This is a genomic window from Herbidospora mongoliensis, assembly GCF_001570545.1.
In the GTDB taxonomy this organism is placed as follows: Bacteria; Actinomycetota; Actinomycetes; order Streptosporangiales; family Streptosporangiaceae; genus Herbidospora; species Herbidospora mongoliensis.
In genome coordinates, this window is the sequence record NZ_BBXD01000014.1 from 185424 (window position 1) to 202913 (window position 17490).

At 68.8% G+C, this 17490-nt stretch carries 10 protein-coding genes; 7 read left to right on the plus strand and 3 right to left on the minus strand.

Annotated features, from left to right (window positions below; translation table 11 throughout):
• The first annotated feature begins 1 nt into the window (after nt 1).
• The 3 genes from AW272_RS19905 to AW272_RS19915 are packed head-to-tail and all read left to right on the plus strand — an operon-like array spanning nt 2 to nt 2732.
• A complete protein-coding gene (locus AW272_RS19905; protein WP_066367279.1) occupies nt 2-883 on the plus strand; it encodes a carbohydrate ABC transporter permease in 882 nt (293 codons plus the stop codon).
• Nucleotides 880-1704 (plus strand): carbohydrate ABC transporter permease, encoded by an 825-nt coding sequence (locus AW272_RS19910; RefSeq protein WP_066367868.1) that lies wholly within the window; start codon nt 880-882, stop codon nt 1702-1704. The genes AW272_RS19905 and AW272_RS19910 overlap by 4 nt, the downstream gene beginning before the upstream one ends.
• 2 nt (nt 1705-1706) lie before the next feature.
• Nucleotides 1707-2732, plus strand: coding sequence for a glycoside hydrolase family 68 protein (locus AW272_RS19915; protein WP_169807578.1), 1026 nt, complete (start codon nt 1707-1709; stop codon nt 2730-2732).
• 9 nt (nt 2733-2741) lie between these two features.
• Here the strand turns inward: AW272_RS19915 and AW272_RS19920 are convergent, their stop codons facing one another.
• From AW272_RS19920 to AW272_RS19930, 3 genes are all read right to left on the minus strand, one after another.
• A complete protein-coding gene (locus AW272_RS19920) occupies nt 2742-5438 on the minus strand; it encodes a beta-L-arabinofuranosidase domain-containing protein (RefSeq protein ID WP_066367280.1) in 2697 nt (898 codons plus the stop codon).
• Between the two features lie 135 nt (nt 5439-5573).
• The gene (locus AW272_RS19925) at nt 5574-8186 is read right to left on the minus strand and encodes a family 43 glycosylhydrolase (RefSeq protein ID WP_066367282.1); all 2613 of its coding nucleotides are present in this window, start codon (nt 8184-8186) and stop codon (nt 5574-5576) included.
• A gap of 43 nt (nt 8187-8229) precedes the next feature.
• The gene (locus AW272_RS19930; protein WP_218010963.1) at nt 8230-11403 is read right to left on the minus strand and encodes a family 43 glycosylhydrolase; all 3174 of its coding nucleotides are present in this window, start codon (nt 11401-11403) and stop codon (nt 8230-8232) included.
• Nucleotides 11404-12239: 836 nt separating this feature from the next.
• On the opposite strand from AW272_RS19930, the gene AW272_RS45105 reads away from it, so the two are divergent.
• The 4 genes from AW272_RS45105 (at nt 12240) to larE (ending at nt 17469) form a co-directional block, all read left to right on the plus strand.
• Nucleotides 12240-13379 (plus strand): lectin, encoded by a 1140-nt coding sequence (locus AW272_RS45105; RefSeq protein ID WP_066367284.1) that lies wholly within the window; start codon nt 12240-12242, stop codon nt 13377-13379.
• 43 nt (nt 13380-13422) lie between these two features.
• Entirely contained in the window at nt 13423-15813 is a 2391-nt protein-coding gene (locus AW272_RS45110; protein WP_245657634.1) for a ricin-type beta-trefoil lectin domain protein, read from the plus strand.
• A gap of 66 nt (nt 15814-15879) precedes the next feature.
• Nucleotides 15880-16644 carry a FadR/GntR family transcriptional regulator gene (locus AW272_RS19945; RefSeq protein WP_218010964.1) on the plus strand — a complete coding sequence of 255 codons (765 nt, stop codon included), beginning with the start codon at nt 15880-15882 and terminating at the stop codon, nt 16642-16644.
• A 21-nt stretch (nt 16645-16665) separates the two neighbouring features.
• Nucleotides 16666-17469 carry an ATP-dependent sacrificial sulfur transferase LarE gene (gene larE, locus AW272_RS19950; protein ID WP_066367293.1) on the plus strand — a complete coding sequence of 268 codons (804 nt, stop codon included), beginning with the start codon at nt 16666-16668 and terminating at the stop codon, nt 17467-17469.
• The last annotated feature ends 21 nt before the right edge of the window (nt 17470-17490 follow it).

The following is a 17490-nucleotide window of genomic DNA, read 5'->3' on the forward strand; positions in this document are numbered from 1 at the left end:
CGTGAAAGCGGCCGTGAAGCGGCGGAGAAACTGGGCCGGCTGGTTGTTCGTGCTGCCCGCGGCCGCGTTCTACGTCGTGTTCGTGATCCAGCCACTGTTCATGACGGTGCAGTACTCCCTCTACAAGTGGGACGGCATCGGCGTGGCCACCTGGACCGGGTTCCAGAACTACCTGAAGGTCTTCACCGATCCCGACCTGTTCGCCGCGATCTTCAACGCGGTGAAGCTGATCGCCTTCTTCAGCGCGGTCCCGGTCGTGCTCGGGCTGGCCATCGCGGCGACGATCCGGCGCATCGCCACCAGCCGTCTCGCGCTGGTGGCCCGCACGGTCATCTTCCTGCCGCAGGTCATCCCGCTGGTGGCGGCCGGGATCACCTGGAGCTGGCTGCTGTCCTCGACGGGGCTGGTGAACCAGCTGCTGACGTACATAGGACTGGAGAAGATCACCCGAGCCTGGCTCGGCGACTTCTCGACGGCGCTGCCGGCGGTCGGCGTGATCGGCGCGTGGGTGCTGCTGGGCCTGTGCACGCTCCTGCTGCTGGCCGGGATGAGCAAGATCGATCCGGCTCTGTACGAGGCCGCGCGCCTCGACGGGGCCGGCCCGTTCCGTGAGTTCTTCTCGATCACCCTGCCCAGCCTGCGGCAGGAGATCGGGGTCTGCGTCACCGTGACCGTCGTGGCCGCGCTGGCCAGCTTCGACATCGTCTACATCTCGACCCAGGGCGGGCCCGGCAACGCCAGCATGGTGCCCGGCCTGGAGATCTACTACCTGGCCTTCTCCGAACGGCAGGTCGGCCTCGCCTCGGCCCTCGCGGTGGTCCTCACCGCGCTGGTGATCGCGTGCGCGCTGCCGATCCAGTGGCTCACCAGGGACCGCACATGAAATCCGCCCGTCGCGAGGCCTTCACCGGCCGGGTCCTGCTGATCGTGCTGATGGCGGCGACGCTGATGCCGTTCATCAGCCTCTTCGTCACCGCGCTCCACCCGTCGGGCACCTACCCGCTGGGCCTGGAGTGGCCCGACGACCCGCAGTGGGGCAACTTCGCCACCGCGTTCACCGCCGCCAAGATGACCGAACTGCTGAAGTCGAGCGCGCTGATCGTGCTCGGGGTGGTGCCGATCTCGCTGGTCGTGGCCACCATGGCCGGGTTCGCCATCGGGCACCTGCGCATCCCCGGACGGCGCATCGTGTTCGTGGTGTTCCTGCTCGGCCTGACGCTGCCGTTCGAGGGCATCATCACGCCGCTCTACTACCTGGTGCGCGACATGGGCGTGCTGAACACCAGGTGGGCGATCATCCTGCCGCTGATCGGGCTGTTCATGCCGTTCTCGGTGTTCTGGATGCGGGCCCACTTCATCAACATGCCCGAGGAACTGTCGGAGAGCGCCCGCATCGACGGCGCGGGCACCTGGCAGCTGTTCTGGAAGGTCCACGTGCCGCTGGCCGCCCCCGCGACCTCGTCGCTGGCGATCCTGCTGTTCCTGTGGACATGGAACCAGTTCCTGCTGGCCATCGTGCTGGTGGACGATCCGCTGCAGCGCACCATGTCAGGGGCCCTCGGCGCCTTCCAGGGACAGTGGGGCACCGACATCCCGCTGCTGTGCGCGGGGTCGCTGCTGATCCTCACGCCCACGCTCCTGGTGTTCCTGATCTTCCAGCGACGCTTCGTCACCGCCCTGCTCCAGGGCTCCTTGAAGGGATGACCGTGACCACGACGACACGGTGGACGCGACGCCACCTCGACCTGATCACCGAGGACCCGGCGACCACCGCGCCGCCCATCCTCGGCCCGGTCGAGGCGGCGCTGCCCGGCGTGGACCTGTGGGACATGTGGCCGATCCAGGAAGAGGACGGTGCCACCGCCCTCTTCGACGGCCGCGAACTCTGGATGGGCCTGGCCGCACCGGCGGCCGGCCATCCGGAGGACCGCCACGACGTCGCCCGCATCCGCCTGCTCGCCCTCGAGAACGGCAAGTGGATCGACCTGGGCGACCAGTTCCCCGACGGCGCGTCGCCGGGCAGCCGCGAGTGGTCCGGCACGGCGATCCGGCGCGCCGACGGCACGATCTCCGTCTTCTACACCGCGAGCGGATTCCGCGGCGAGGAGCGGCCCACCTTCGTCCAGCGGGTGTTCGAGGCCCGGGAGGGGGTGCACCGGGAGATCGTCCGCTCCGGCGGCGAGTTCTTCCTCCCGGCCGACGACCTCGAAGGAGGGCCGGGGAAGATCCGGGCCTTCCGCGACCCGGCGTGGTTCCGGGGCCATCTGCTGATCGCGGCCTCGGTCCCCTGGGGCGAGCGCCACATGGGCGCCATCGCGCTGACCGGCCCGGAGTCGGAAGGCCGGCCGATGTATCCGCCGCTCCTGGTCGCCGACGGCGTCAACCGCGAGATCGAACGCCCGCACGTCGTCGTCCACGACGGTCTCTTCTACCTGTTCTTCTGCACTCACGGTCAGTCGTTCGAACCGGCGGACGCCGCCCCGACCGGCCTCTACGGTTTCGTCTCCGACACACTCACCGGCCCGTACGAACCCCTGAACGGCTCCGGCCTGGTCATCGGGAACCCGGCGGCCCAGCCCGACCAGGCCTACGCGTGGATGGTGCTCGACGACCTGCGCGTGGTGAGTTTCCTCGACTATCGGGGGCCGGTCGACCGCGCCAATTTCGGCGGGACGCCGGCCCCCGTGCTGAGACTGCGACTGGACGGCTCCCGGACCCGCCTGGAACCGTGAGCGCGGGTCTTACAGGAACCTCCAGAGGTTGTTGGCCGAGCCGTTGTCGTCGGACAGCACCGCCTGCGCGCCCTGCGCGGTGCCGGACAGGCCGAGGACCCGGCCGCCGTTGGCGCACTGGATGCGGAAGGCGGCGTTGGAGCCGTAGCGCAGCCGCCAGCGGTGGTCGCCGGCGCCGTTGTCGGCCCACTGCACCAGGCGTGATCCGGCGGCGGTGGCCGCGTTCTCCACGCCGAGCACCTTCTGGCTGTTGGAGTTGCGCAGGCGCAGGTAGCCGCCGGTGTCGACGATCGCCGTCCACAGGTGGTCGGCGGTGCCGGAGTCGCCCCACTGCACGACGAGCGCCCCGTCGGCCGTGGACATGCCGGTGACGCCCAGGACCATGCCGGTGCCGACGTTCTGGATGCGCCGCGCGCCGTTGGGGACGAAGCGCCACTGGTTGTCGGCGCTGCCGTTGTCGGGGTCCTGGACGGCCTGCGCCCCGTTGCCGGTGCTCCCGTTCAGGGTGCCCAGCAGCTTGGAGCTGTTGGCGTTGCGGATCTTGACCGAGCCGTCGCCGACGTCGGTGATCGTCCAGCGGTGGTCGGCGGTGCCGTTGTCGGCCCACTGCATGACGCGGGCGTTGTCGGCCGTCGACATGTTCTCGACGCCGAGCACCTTGCCGCTGTTGACGTTGCGGAGGCGCAGCGCGTTGCCGTCCACGACCGGAACCCAGTCGTGGTCGGCGGTGCCGTTGTCGGTCCACTGCAGGGCGAGGCCGCCGTCGGTGGTGGACATGTTCTGGATGCCCAGGGCCAGGCCGCTGGCCGCGTTGATCAGGCGGAAGCTCGCCTGGCCGCCACCGCCGCCGCCGTTGACCGACCAGTAGACGACGTAGTTGTGGTTGTGGGCGTCGTAGAACGGGCCGAGGTTGACCGAGCCGTTGGCGGTGAACGCCAGCGACGAGGTGCTCGTGCGGTTGATCGTCGAAGGGGTCAGGGCCGGGGCCGCCGACAGCGACGTGCTGCCGTAGTTCCCCGACAGGACGACCGGGCCGTAGATGATCGCCTGCAGGTTCGGGTTGTCGTTGGCTGCCTTCATGACCACTCGCATCGGCAGGCGCACGGTCACGGTGTCGCCCGAGGTCCAGGAGCGGGTCAGGTCGGCGTAGCTGCCGGGGGTGGTGGTGATGCCCTGCTGCACGCCGTTGACGCTGATCGTCGCGCCCTGGGTCCAGGCGGGGATGCGGACGCGCATCGTCCAAGATCCGGCGACGTTACCGGTGACCTGCAACGACGTGGTGTCGGTGACCGGGTAGGAGGTGGTCTGGGTGACCGTGATGCCGCGCTGCGACCAGTTGAGCGTCGAGGGCGTGAACAGGTTCACGAACAGCGTGGTGCCGTTGTGGAAGTAGATCGAGTCCATCAGCTTGGTGTTGGTCTCGATGCCGGTGCCCTGGCAGCACCACATCGAGTTGTAGTCGGTGCTCCACGTGCCGCCGCCCCAGGCCGGGCCGACCCCTCTGCGCCCGCCGGGGTTGAGCGGGGTGAAGTAGGTGACGTGACCCCGTGCGTCGGCCGGGTTCTGCTGGCCGATCAGGTGGTTGAGCAGGGCGTTCTCGTAGTAGTCGAAGTAGTCGGCGCGGGTGGGCGACAGCTGCCACAGCTCCCGGGTGAGCTTGAGCATGTTGTAGGTGTTGCACGCCTCCCCGGTGTCGCGGGCCAGGTAGGAGGCGATGGCGTTGGGCGCGCGGAAGTGCTCGGCCTGGCTGTTCGATCCGTTGGCGTAGCTGTGCGCGTTGACGGTCAGGGTCCACGCGTTGGCTGCGATGTCGCGGTAGCGCGTCGTGCCGGTCGCCTTGTACTCGCGCGCCGCGCCGATCCACTTGGGGACCTGGGTGTTGGCGTGCAGGCCGTTGAGCTGGTCCTGGTTGGAGGCCAGGGGGTTGAAGACGGAGGCGTGGTCGAAACGCTGGGCGGTGGCCAGCCAGCGGGAGTCGCCGGTCATCTGGTAGAGGTCGGCGAGCACGGCGTTCATGCCGCCGAACTCGGTGCCGAGCATGGACTGCATCTGGCTGGACGACAGCCGCGACGTCCGGGCGTCGACCCAGGCGGCCAGGTTCAGCAGCACCGTCCTGGCCTGGGTGTTGCCGAGGAACCGCCACACGTCCAGCAGTCCGGCCAGCGTCTTGTGGATGCAGTAGTAGGGCACGTTGCCGTTGGACAGGGTGCGGTTCTCCACGGCGGTGATGTCCGACTCGGGGAAGCCGGACAGATAGCCGTTGCTCGCCTGGCATTTGGCCAGCTCGGCGACCATGTAGTTGGCCTTGTCCCGGCAGGTGGTGTCCCCGAGCACGGCGTAGGCCTGCGCCCAGGCGGTCAGGAAGTGACCCTGCATGTGCGACCGGAACGGGAAGTTCGGCGCGTCCCACCCGCCGTTGGACGAGGCCCCGCCGGTGGACTGGCCGTGGTTGGCGCGGAAGACGTACAGCAACCGGTCGACGTCGACGAAACGCAGGTAGGCCAGGGTGCGGTTCTGGTTGTCCAGCCAGCGGCCCGAGGTCAGCCTGACCTGGCCGAGGTCGAACTCGTAGGCGGAGACGCCGATGTCGGCGCGGGCCCAGGCCAGCGCGGCCGAGGCGGGGGACAGGCCTGCCACCTGGCCGGCGGCCGAGATCGCGGCGGTCGCGCCTGCGGCCTTGAATAATTGGCGACGGTTCAACGGCACGGAGGAATCCTTTCGGGAGCTGTTATCGCTAACATTTCGCTGGGTCGCCCTTCGTGTCCAGTGAGGGTGAAAGTTTCACCGGGACACCTCCGGACGCCGGTCGCCCGGCATCCGGAGGTCGCCGATCTGGAGGGGTCAGGTTCGGGGAGTGCCGCCCCAACGGACGATCAGGGCGTCGGCGTCGCGCAGCAGGACGGTGCGGACGATCTCGTCGGCCTCGACGCGGTGGTCCTTCACCCCGCTCTTGAACTTCTCGATCACCTTGACGATCTTCTTGTCATCCTTCTCCTCGGCGATGGCGGCGATGACGCGGTCGAGTTCCTTGTGGAGCCGGACGGCGCTGCTGGCGTTGGTCCTGTCCTCGGCCTCGAAGCGGTCGATCAGCGCCGAGATGTCCTCCACGGAGGTGGTCACGGTGAAGCGGACGGTCTTCTCGGTCTGGTTGCCGGCGTTGTCGTCGGCGGCGACCGTGAGGACGTGCTCGCCCAGGGCCAGCTCGTAGAGGGTGTGCGCGGTGCCGGAGATGACCGGCTCCCCGTCGAGGGTCGCGGTGACCGACTTCACGCCGGACTCGGCGTCGTCCGCCGTCCAGCCGATGGTCAGGTCGTCGCTGTCGCCGTACTCGCCGCCGTCCTCCACGCCCGAGACCTCGACCGCGGGAGCGGTCTCGTCCGGGGCCTGGCTCTCGAAGGCCCAGGAGTCGATCTCGAACAGGTCCGCGCCCGCGGTGCCCGCGTAGGTGAAGTAGACGTCGTGCACGCCGGTGACGCCGTCGAGTTCGGCGGTGAGCTCCGTCCACGCGTTGAGCGGAGCATCGACGGGGATGGTGGCCACCACGGGTGCGGTGCGGCTGCCGAGGCGGACTTCGATCTTCGCGCCCGCCGCGAGCGGGCGGACCTTCGCGGTGACGGCGGTGGCACCCTCGTCACCGAAGTCGACCGACGCGAGCGAGGTCCAGTCGCCGTTGTCGACGTCGTGCAGCACCAGGTTCGGGGCCAGCGCGCCGAACTCGGCCGAGGAGCCGTCGATCTTCTTGGTGGCGATGCCCTGCTGCCAGGCGATCGTCTCCGCCTCGATCACCCGGTAGGGCGCCAGGTCGCGGATCTTGTCCACGCCGTCGTAGGTGCCGAGGACCTCCTTGATCGTGCCGTCCTGGTTGAACTCCAGCTTGGCGATGTGCGGGCTGCGGAAGCCCTGGGTCGCGTTGCCGGTGATACGGCGGTTGAGCGTCTGGGCGTGGTAGGTGAAGTAGTACTCGCCGTCGAGCTCGAACACCGACTGGTGGTTGTTGCCGCCGGCGCCGAAGAAGTTGCCGGGGTTGCGGAAGATGACGCCCTTGTACGTGTCGGCGGTCCAGGGCCCCATCGGGTTGTCGGCGACCATGTAGGCGATCGCCCCGGTCGGGGGACCGGCGGGGTCGATCGGGCCGCCGAAGCCGAAGTTCGAGGAGTACGAGTAGTAGTACTTGCCCTCGCGCTTGAAGACGTGGCCCGCCTCGAACATGAGCGGCCCGTCGATGACCTCGGCCGAGCCGACGGTGCTCGTCAAGTTCTCGCCGAGCCTGATCACTCGGGTGGACTTGGGGTGGTTGGTGTTCTCGTAGCTGTCGGAGTTGTCGTCGCCGCCACCACCGAAGTACAGGTAGCCCTGGCCGTCGTCGTCGATGAACACGCCCGGGTCGAAGAGCCAGTTCACCCCGTTGGACGCGCCCGGCGTCGCGCCGGTGATCAGCAGGCTGCCCCGCTCGTCACGCCACGGGCCGACCGGGGAGTCGCCGACGATGACGCCGGTGGCGGCGCCGTTGTTGGCGAAGTACAGGAAGAACTTCTCCTGGCCGTTGACGATCTTGCTCTCCATCGCCGGGGCCCAGGAGTTGCCGGCGTAGCGGGCGATCCCGCTCGGCCCGGCGACCGGGATCTCGCCGTGGTCGACCCAGTTCACCAGGTCGTCGGAGGAGATGACGGTGATGGTGTTGATGCCGCCGTAGGTGTTGGTGGGGGAGATCCCGTTCGGGCCCGGGTTGTACACCTGGGTGTCGTTGGTCATGTACATGTACACGCGGCCGTCGTGGACGAAGGCGTTGCCGTCGGCCCCGAACTTGTGCGAGATGAGCGGGTTGCCCTCACCGGGGTTCTTGCCGAGCACCTCGATCGTGGTCGACGGCGTGAACTCCGAGAGCTTCACGTCGTCGACCTTGAAGTCCATCAGGTGCGTGTCGGGCGCCGCCGAGGGCGTCTGCGTCCACGGGGTCTCGACGAAGATCCGCGCGGTCGTCACGCTCTGCGCGGCGGGGATGGTGAACGTGCCCTGGATCAGGCCCCACTGTCCGCGCGGCGTGGTCACGGTGCCGAGGTTGGTGTAGGTCCCGCCGCCGTAGTGCATGGTGACGAAGAACTGCTTGGTGGCCGGGCTGGCCGGGTTCTCATACTTCACCCGTGCCGTGACCGAGTAGGTCTTGCCCGCCTGCACCTTGCCGGACAGGTCCTGCATCGGGCCCGACCCGGTGGTCGTCCGCTGGGTGACCACGACGGCGCCGGAGCCGGAGTAGGCGTCCGTCGTCGGGGCCAGCGCGGCGGTGTCGGCCGCGTTCCCGTTGTTCGGGAACCAGCTGGTCAGGCCGTTCTCGAAGCCACCGTTCACGATGATTTCCGGGCCCGCGGCCTGGACGGGCGCCGCCACCAGGGTCGACAACCCGCCCACCATCGCGGCAGCGGTCACGATCGCGGCGAAGCGCGAGCGTAATTTCACGAGATGTTCTCCTCTTTCTTCGGATCTTCATCTGAACCGGTGGTCAGGCCCGGGGTGTGCCGCCCCAACGGACGATCAGGGCGTCGGCGTCGCGCAGCAGGGTGGTGCGGACGACCTCGTCGGCTTCGACGCGGTGGTCCTTGACGCCGCTCTTGAACTTCTCGATCACCTTGACGACCTTCTTGGGGTCCTTCTCCTCGGCGATCGCGGCGATGACGCGGTCGAGCTCCTTGTGGAGCCGGACGGCGCTGCCGGCGTTGGTCTTGTCCTCGGCTTCGAAGCGGTCGATGAGGGCGGAGACGTCCTCGACCGAGGTGGTGACGGTGAAGTGGACGGTCTTCCCGGCCGCGTTGCCGTTGTTGTCGTCGGCGGTGACGGTCAGCACGTGCTCGCCCAGCGCCAGTTCGTACAGCGCCCGCTTCACGCCGGAGGCGACGGGTTGCCCGTCGAGGGTCGCGGTGACCGACTTCACGCCGGACTCGGCGTCCTCGGCGGTCCAGCCGATGGTCAGGTCGCCGCTGTCGCCGTACTCGCCGCCGTATTCGAGGCCGGAGACCTCGATCGCGGGAGCGGTCACGTCCTCGGCCTTGAGCACGCCGAGCCGGGCCAGCTGGTAGCTGAGCGCGCGTTCCGGCGCGTCGATCTGGTTCTGGGTGCCGAACCGGCCGGCTCGGGCGGCCTTCGCCGTCGCGAGGGCCTTCTGCGCCTCTGCCCAGGCGTCCGCCGGGTAGGAGGCCGCGGTGAGCGTGTCGGCGTGGGCGATGGCCTCGTCCAGGGCGGTGGTGTCGAGGGGCAGGTTCTGCGCGGTCAGGGTGTCGCTGAGCAGGTAGTGGTCGAAGTCGACGCGCCCGCCCTTCTCCTGGGTCGCGTAGTTGAACAGGGCGACCCGGTGTCCCATGAAGTGCGCGAGGCTGCCGTCCAGCGACTGCGGGCCGACGCGGTTGCCCAGCCGGGTCCACTCCAGCCCGTCGAGGCTGTAGTAGAAGGTCGTCCACAGCTGCCCGACCGGCGCGGCGAAGTCGAGGTCGGCCTTCACCGAGACCTCGGTGGCCTCGCCCAGCGGCACCGTCGAGCCCGCGACGAAGGTCTCCAGGGCGGCCTGGTCGAGGTCGACCCCGAACGGCTGCCCCCGGTTCACCACTCCCAGCGTGTTCACGCCGTTCACGCGCTTGACCGCCACGTAGGAGAACCCTCGGTTGAACGCGGCCAGACCCGCGACGTCGCCGTTCTTCATGCCGGAGACGTCCATCCGGGTCTCCGCCGACTGGCGCGGCCCGAACGTGCGCTGGGTGAGGGTGTTGCGCGCCTCCTCCAGCCACGTGAGCTCGGCCCGGTTGGAGAGCTTGGTGTAGACGTACTGGCCGGTCACCGGCTTGCCCGTGGTCAGGCGCAGCCAGCCGTCCCGGTCGGTGAGCGACCAGAGGCGGTTGTCGGGGGCGTGGTTCCACTCCCAGGCCGGGTCGAGCCGCGAGCCGTTGGGGGCGATCTCCGCTTCGGCGGGATACTCCGCCGTCGGCGGGAGCCCGACGATCGACACGTCGTCGATGAGGTATTCCACGCTGGAGGACGCGGGCTGCGGGTTGGCCCACGGCGTCTCCACCGCGAACTTGAAGTTGCCCAGGTTCGCCGTCGTCGGCACGGTGAACCGGCCCGTCACGGTCGTCCACTGGCCGATCGGCACGGTCCCGAACGTCATGACCTGCACGCCGGTGCCCCAGTCGGCCGCGAGGTTGAACCGCACGGTGCTCGGGCCGGACGTGTATTTGATCTTGGCGGACACGTTGTAGGTCACGCCGTGCTGCATCTTGCCGTTGAGGAACTGGTTGGGGGCCGAGCCGTTGACCGTACGGTTGCCGACCTTCAGCGCCGCCGAACCCGAGGCCGGGTCGGTGGCGTCCCGGCTGAGGACCGCGCCGAACTGCGCCGCCCACGGCGCGGTCGTGTCGGCCTCGAACCCGGGGTTCTGCACGAGCTCGACGCCGAGGAGTGACTCGTCGATGTCGGGCGGGGCCGGGATCGTCCATTCCTCGTCCGTGTACGCCTTGTGCGGGGCGTCGTTGGCGAAGTCGTCCGAGGCGACGATGCTCTTCTGCCGCTCCAAAGCGTTCTGCTCGGGGGTGAGCTCGATCGGCTTGTCGAACAGGCCCTCGACCTGCACGACCCCGTTGTTCCCGAAGGTCGGCCAGCCGTCCTGCCAGGTGGCGGGGGTCAGCGCGGGGATGCGGCCGATGGGGAAGGTGTCGCGGAAGAACATGCCCCACCAGTCGGTCCGGCCGCCCTCACGGGAGATCGGCACCAGGCTGCCCTGGGCGAAGCCGTTGGAGTTGAGGACGCCGCGCGCCTCGTAGGTGTTGACCCCGCCGGCGGAGCTGTAGCGCCCGAGGAGCTCCCTGGAGCGGAACATGACGACCTGGCGGCCCTGCCCGGACGGCCAGGTGATGATCACCGCGTAGTACCAGCCGTCGATGTGGTAGAACTGCGCGCCCTCGAACAGCCCGCCGATGTACGGCCGGCCGGCGTAGTCGCCCGCGGTGAAGATGTTCGGGTAGTCCTGCGCGATGGCCGTCAGTCCGGCGTTGAGGCGTACGGCGCTTGTCCCGCCCGAGCCGTAGAAGATGTAGGCCGTGCCGTCGACGTCGAAGAAGAGCGACGGGTCGTGGAGGCCCCGGCCGAGGGCGGTGCGCTCCCACTTCCCGTCATCGATGTCGTCGGTCCGGTAGAGGTACGCGCCGCCGAGGTTGTTGGTGTTGAAGGCGACGTAGTACATGCCGTCGTGGTAGCGCAGGGACGACGCCCACTGGCCCTGACCATAGGAGTTCTGGCCGTTGCGCAGCGAGAACGCGTCGCCGATGCTCGCCCGGTCGAACACGTAGTTGACGGTCTCCCAGTTCACGAGGTCGTAGGACTTCATGATCGGCGCACCCGGGCTCATGTGCATCGTGGTGCTGATCATGTAATAGAGATCGCGGCCCTCGTCGTTCTCGGCGGCCGGGACGCGCTCCACGCTGATGTCGGGCACGTCGGAGCGCATGAGCGGCACGGAGTAGGTGCCGTCGCCCCGGTCGGTGGAGGTGAAGGACGGTGCGGGCGACCACGAATCGTCGGCGGCGTGCGCGCCGCCCGTGGGCAGAAGGCCGACACAGGTCAACACGGCGACGATCCCGAGCGTGAACCTCTTGAGTGAGCGGGTGGTGCGGGAGCGGTGGTACACGAACATCGAACCCCATCGGAAGGAGGGCGGTGTGTTAGCGCTAACAGGCAAAAGAAGGCGTCCGCCTGCGATCTGAATCCAGCGGAGGAGACCCTTCGGGGCTGTCGAGCACGTCAGTGGTAGACGGTGAGTTAAGTTACGCAGTTTTCTCCGAACGTTCCGTTGTGTGACTGTAAAGTGGCCTGACATTCCAGACAAGGGCCCGTCCGCAAGATCCCCGAAACAAATCGGCAACCTGCGGCCGCCTCTGCGGGGGAGCGATCCGGGCCGTCAGGGCCGCCACCTGGCTGATCGCCGTTGCCGGTGCGAGTCCGCCGCGTCGGCGAGGAGTGCCCCGATGACATGCGGAGCGGCCGGGTCGACGGACGTTGCCGGACCCGGACTCGAAATTTTCAGCGCCTCGAGTGGCGGAGTGGGCGAAGCCGCAGGTGGGCACCCGGGACGTCCGGGGCGATGTTTCATACTCTTGACGGCCGCGCTTTATTTCGTGTTTGCTACGCACCACCAACAACGGTGAACCCCCGAGATGCGAGGAAGGGTTGATGCCGTCCGCGAGATGTTAGCGTTCTCACCTCCCCGACCTGCATTGATGTGGGCAAGGGTGACGTCGGGTTCACGATGGACGTCGCATTCGTCGACCACCCGGCGGTCAAGATCTTGTGCACTCGAATGCCTCGCAGTCGTCTTCGTTCATGATCAGACTGATGTGCGACACCTGGTCTGGAGGTAACCCGGCAGGGGCCGGCGGTGCCACGCCGGTTCCGCCGGGTTCACGCTCCCCTCGCGGACAGCACGCGAACGCTCACTCCCCGCGCGGCTCAATCATCCGAGAGAGGTCGAGCATGCCTGCTTGGAAACGATTACTCACCCTGGCCCTGGGAGCGGTGATCGTCCTCACCTCCTTGGCGGCGATCCGCGCGACCGCCCACGCCGAGTCCAACGGCGGCGTGAGGGTCATGCCGCTCGGCGACTCGATCACGGAGGGCACGCAGGTACCCGGCGGCTACCGCATCGGGCTGTGGCAGCGCCTCGCCGCCGGCCGGTACACGACCGATTTCGTCGGCTCCCAGTTCAACGGGCCGGGCTCACTCGGCGACCACGACCACCAGGGACATCCCGGGTGGCGCATCGACCAGATCGACGCGAACGTCGCCGGCTGGCTGCGGACCCAGAACCCGCGCACCGTGCTCCTCCACATCGGCACCAACGACGTGCTGCAGAACTACAACGTCAGCGGCGCGCCCCAGCGGCTGTCCACGCTGGTCGACCGCATCACCTCGACGGTCCCGAACGCCGACGTGTTCGTCGCCACGATCATCCCGCTGTCGAACTCGGGCCAGGAATCCGCCGCCCGCAACTTCAACGCCACCATTCCCGGCATGGTCCAGAGCAAGGTCGCCGCGGGCAAGCGGGTCCACCTGGTCGACATGCACAGCAAGCTGACCACGTCTGACCTGATCGACGGCATCCACCCGACGGCCGGCGGCTACGACAAGATGGCCGCCGCGTGGTACGCGGCCCTGCAGTCCGTGTCCGGAAGCATCGGCCAGCCGGGCGGCAGCAGCCCCAGCCCCAGCCCGACGTCCTCCCCGTCGACGACGACCCCGATCCGCGGCGTCGGCTCGAACCGGTGCGTGGACGTGACGGGCGTCTCCCAGGCCAACGGCGCCGCGGCGCAGATCTGGGACTGCAACAGCCAGAACAACCAGCAGTGGACCGCCACGTCGGCGGGCGAGCTGCGGGTGTACGGCGGTAAGTGCCTGGACGTGAACGGCGCCTCCACCGCCGACGGCGCAGCGGTGATCATCTGGGACTGCAACGGCCAGAACAACCAGAAGTGGCGCTTCAACTCCGACGGCACCCTGACCGCTGTCGGCGCGAACAAGTGCCTGGACGTCCCGAACTACTCCACCGCCAACGGCGTGAAGCTCCAGATCTGGACCTGCGGGGGCGGCGCCAACCAGCGCTGGACCCGTAGCTGAGCCCGGACTCCGCTCGCCGAACGCACCCCCCAAAGGAAGACTCATGCTCCCACCTTCATTCGCCATGCTGAAAAGGCTGCTGACAGCGGGGACGACCGCGCTCGGGCTCACCGTCGCGGTCACCCTCTCGGCCCCGGTCTCTCCCGCCTCGGCGGCGACCACCACCCTCTACGCCGCCCCGTCGGGGACCGGCACCGCCTGCACGTCGGCCCAGCCGTGTTCGGTGACTGCCGCCCAGACCGCGGTGCGCAACCTCGTCGCCGGGATGTCCGGTGACATCGTCGTGCAGCTCGCGGACGGGATCTACCGGCTCACCGCGCCGCTGCGGCTGACCGCCGCCGACTCCGGCGTCAACGGTTACCGCGTGGTGTGGCAGGCCGCGCCCTCGGCCCGTCCGGTGTTCAGCGGCGCCAGGGCGGTCACCGGCTGGACGCTGGCCGACTCGTCCAAGAACATCTGGCGGGCCAACGTGGGCACCGGCGTCGACAGCCGCCAGCTCTACGTCAACGGCGCCGCCGCCATCCGGGCGCGCACCCAGGTGAACCGGGGCGACTTCACCGCCTCCAGCACCGGCATGCGCTTCACCAACGGCGCTCTGTCCTACCTCAACAACCTGGCCAGCCAGAGCCGGGTCGAGTTGGAGAGCGTCGGCTCGTTCACCGACCGGTACTCCCCGGTGCAGAGCATCAGCGGCGGCCTGATCACGATGCAGCAGCCGGCCTGGAACAACAACAACTTCGGCTACGACACCTTCACCAGCCCCCACCGCGCGGGCCCCCTCTACCTGACGAACGCCTACGAGTTCCTCGACGCGGCGGGGGAGTGGTACCTCAACACGGGGACCGGAGCCCTCAACTACATCCCGGCGTCGGGGCAGAACATGAGCACCACCTCCGTCGAACTGCCGGTGCTGCAGTCGCTGGTGTCCGTGGGTGGCACCTACGGCTCGCCCGCCCACCACATCACCTTCTCCGGGGTCACCTTCACCGGCACGACCTGGCTCGGGCCGAGCAGTAACCAAGGGTTCGTCGACCAGCAGACCGGCTCCTACATCGTCGGCAACTGGAGCTGGCCGGGCTTCACCACCTGCCACAACGGGTGCACGCAGTTCGAGGCCGCCCGGCCGAACTGGAACCAGATGCCCGCCGCCGTCCAGATCTCGGCCGCCGACAACATCACCTTCAGCGACTCCCAGTTCCTCAACCTGGGACAGACCGCCGTCGGCATCGGCAACGACGCCAACGCCAACACCAGCGGCGTCGGCCTGGGCGCGAGCAACATCACCGTCACCCGGTCGGAGATCGCCCGCAGCTCGGCCGGCGGCGTCGTGGTCGGCGGCGTGCGCGCCGACGCCCACCACCCCAGCGACCAGCGGATGACCAACCGCAACATCACGATCAGCAACAACCGCATCCACGACCTCGGCCTCGACTACCGGGGGATCGTGTCGGTGCTGACCACCTACGTCGCCGACGCCACGGTCTCCTACAACGAGGTCTACAACATGCCCTACACCGGCATGTCGATCGGCTACGGCTGGGGCGCCAACGACACCGGCGGCAACACCCAGTACGCCAACCGGGGCCTGTACAACTACCAGCCCCGCTACACGACGCCCACGACCGCGTCCAACAACCGGCTCATCGGCAACTACGTGCACGACGTGATGCAGCAGATGAACGACGGTTCGTGCATCTACACCCTGTCGTGGAACCCGGGCGCGGTGATCAGCGACAACCACTGCCTGCGGACCAACGGGCACTTCGGCGTCTACTTCGACGAGGGGTCCAAGTACTACACCGTCAGGAACAACGTCTTCTCCAACATCGGAGTGTGGGCCACCGCCAACTACTGGGGCGGGGAGAACATGGGCAACTGGACGGTCACCGGCAACTGGACGAGCAGCAGCTCCACCAACGTGACCAACGGTGACCGGGGCAACGTCGTCAACAACAACGTCGTGGTGAGCAACGGCCAGTGGCCCTCGGGCGCGCAGGCCGTGATCGCCGCGGCCGGCCCCTCGGGCGGCACGACGAACCCGCCGCAGACGTCCCAGATCGCCGGCGTCCAGTCCAACCGCTGCATCGACGTGGTCAACAACAGCAACGTCAACGGCTCCGCCGTCCACCTGTGGGACTGCTCCACCGTCCAGACCCAGCAGTGGACGCGCACGTCGTCCGGCCAGCTCCAGGTGTTCGGCAACAAGTGCCTGGACGCCTCCGGCCAGGGCACCGCCAACGGAACCCCGGTGGTGATCTGGGACTGCAACGGCCAGGCGAACCAGCGCTGGACGGTCAACTCCAACGGCACCATCAGTGGCGCGCAGTCGGGATTGTGCCTGGACGCGCCCGGCAACGCCACCGCCAACGGCACCCGGCTCAACCTCTGGGCCTGCAACGCGGGCGCCAACCAGCGGTGGACCCTGCGGAGCTGACACTTTCCACGATTCTTCGGGGGCCGGTCTCGGCGCCCGGCCCCCGATGAGTCGTACTCTTGACCCGTGGCAGAGCAAACAGACGGTGTGGTCCAGAGTCCCCCTACGACGGTCGCCTACCGGCCCGGATACGAGGTCGCGGCGGAGCAGGTCCTGGAGTTGATCACTCAGTTGCGCCTGCGGCCGGGTGATCGCCTGCCGACGGAGATCGAACTGGCCCAGCGGCTGGGCACCAGCCGGACGGTGGTCCGCGAGGCGGTGAAGATCCTTTCGGCGCTGGGCCGGGTGCGGGCCCACAAGGGCAGGGGGCTCTACGTGGCCGACGACGAGGGGATGCTCGGCAGCGGACGCTGGACGCCCTACTTCCTGCCCACCGACCTCGACCACGTCTACATGCTCTTCGAGTTCCGCCGCGCCCAGGAGATGGAGACCAGCCGCCTCGCCGCCCGCCGGGCCACGCCCGCCGAACTGCACGAGATCGAGAAGGCCGCCGGCGTCTGCCGCCACGGGTTCGAGACCGGCCGGGAGGACCTGTTCAACGAAGGCGACGACACCTTCCACACCGCCGTCGCGGCCGCTTCTCACAACATGTTCCTCCAGGTGGCGGTCCGGGAGGCCCGACGGCTACAGGCGCAGTCCAACATCATCGGGCTGGCGGGCTCGGTCGGCGGGCACGCCGCCAAGGCGGTCGAGGAACATGAGGCGATCTTCCAGGCGATCAGGGTCGGCGACGCCGAGGCGGCGGCCGAGGCCGCGGCGGCCCACATCGACAACACCCTGGAGGACTACCGCCGGGAGATCCAGCAGCGCATCTTCTCGTCCACCGACTGACCCCTCCCGAGGAGATTCCCGATGAACGAGGCGATGCGCCGGCTCACCGAGCGGCTGCGGCAGGAGAGCGCCCTCGTGGTCGCCTATTCCGGCGGCGCCGATTCCGCGCTCCTGGCCGTCGTGGCGACCCGGGTGCTGGGCAGACGGGCGGTGGCCGCCACCGCGGTCTCGCCCAGCCTGGCGTCCTCGGAGCTGTCGGCCGCCCGCGCACTGGCCAGGGAACACGGCCTCACGCATGTCGAGATCCGCACCCACGAGGCGGAGAGCGGCGACTACGTCGCGAACGGGGCCGACCGCTGCTACCACTGCAAGTCGGCTCTCTTCGACGCGTTCGGCCCGCTGGCCGAGGCCGTCGGCGCCCGGGTCGCCCTGGGCACCAACCTCGACGACCTCGGAGACCACCGGCCGGGTCAACGGGCGGCGGCCGAACGCGGCGCCGTCGCCCCGCTCGTCGACGCCGGCCTGACCAAGGCCGACGTCCGCGCGCTGAGCCGTGAGCTCGGCCTCACGACGGCCGACAAACCCGCCGCGCCCTGCCTGGCCTCCAGGGTGACCTACGGCGACCCCGTCACGCCGGAGATCCTGCGCAGGATCGAGGTCGCCGAACGGGCGCTGCACGATCTCGGCTTCGCCGTCTGCCGCGTCCGCGCCCATTCCCAGGGCGCGCTCGCGCGGGTCGAGGTGCCGAAGGCGGACATCCCCCGGGCCACCGAGCTGCGCGACCGCATCGACGCCTCCGTGCGCGCGGCCGGATTCGCCTTCTGCTCGCTCGACCTGTCGGGATTCGCCTCCGGCCGCCTCAACGCGCTTCTCCCGCTCCTGTAGGGCTTTCCGCGCCAGACCACG

What these genes read in the sequence shown, in the direction of transcription:
- AW272_RS19910 (WP_066367868.1), top strand. Translation starts at nt 880, where the DNA reads ATGAAATCCGCCCGTCGCGAGGCCTTCACCGGCCGGGTCCTGCTGATC.
- AW272_RS19930 (WP_218010963.1), bottom strand. Translation starts at nt 11,403, where the DNA reads ATGTTCGTGTACCACCGCTCCCGCACCACCCGCTCACTCAAGAGGTTC.
- AW272_RS45105 (WP_066367284.1), top strand. Translation starts at nt 12,240, where the DNA reads ATGCCTGCTTGGAAACGATTACTCACCCTGGCCCTGGGAGCGGTGATC.
- AW272_RS45110 (WP_245657634.1), top strand. Translation starts at nt 13,423, where the DNA reads ATGCTCCCACCTTCATTCGCCATGCTGAAAAGGCTGCTGACAGCGGGG.
- larE (WP_066367293.1), top strand. Translation starts at nt 16,666, where the DNA reads ATGAACGAGGCGATGCGCCGGCTCACCGAGCGGCTGCGGCAGGAGAGC.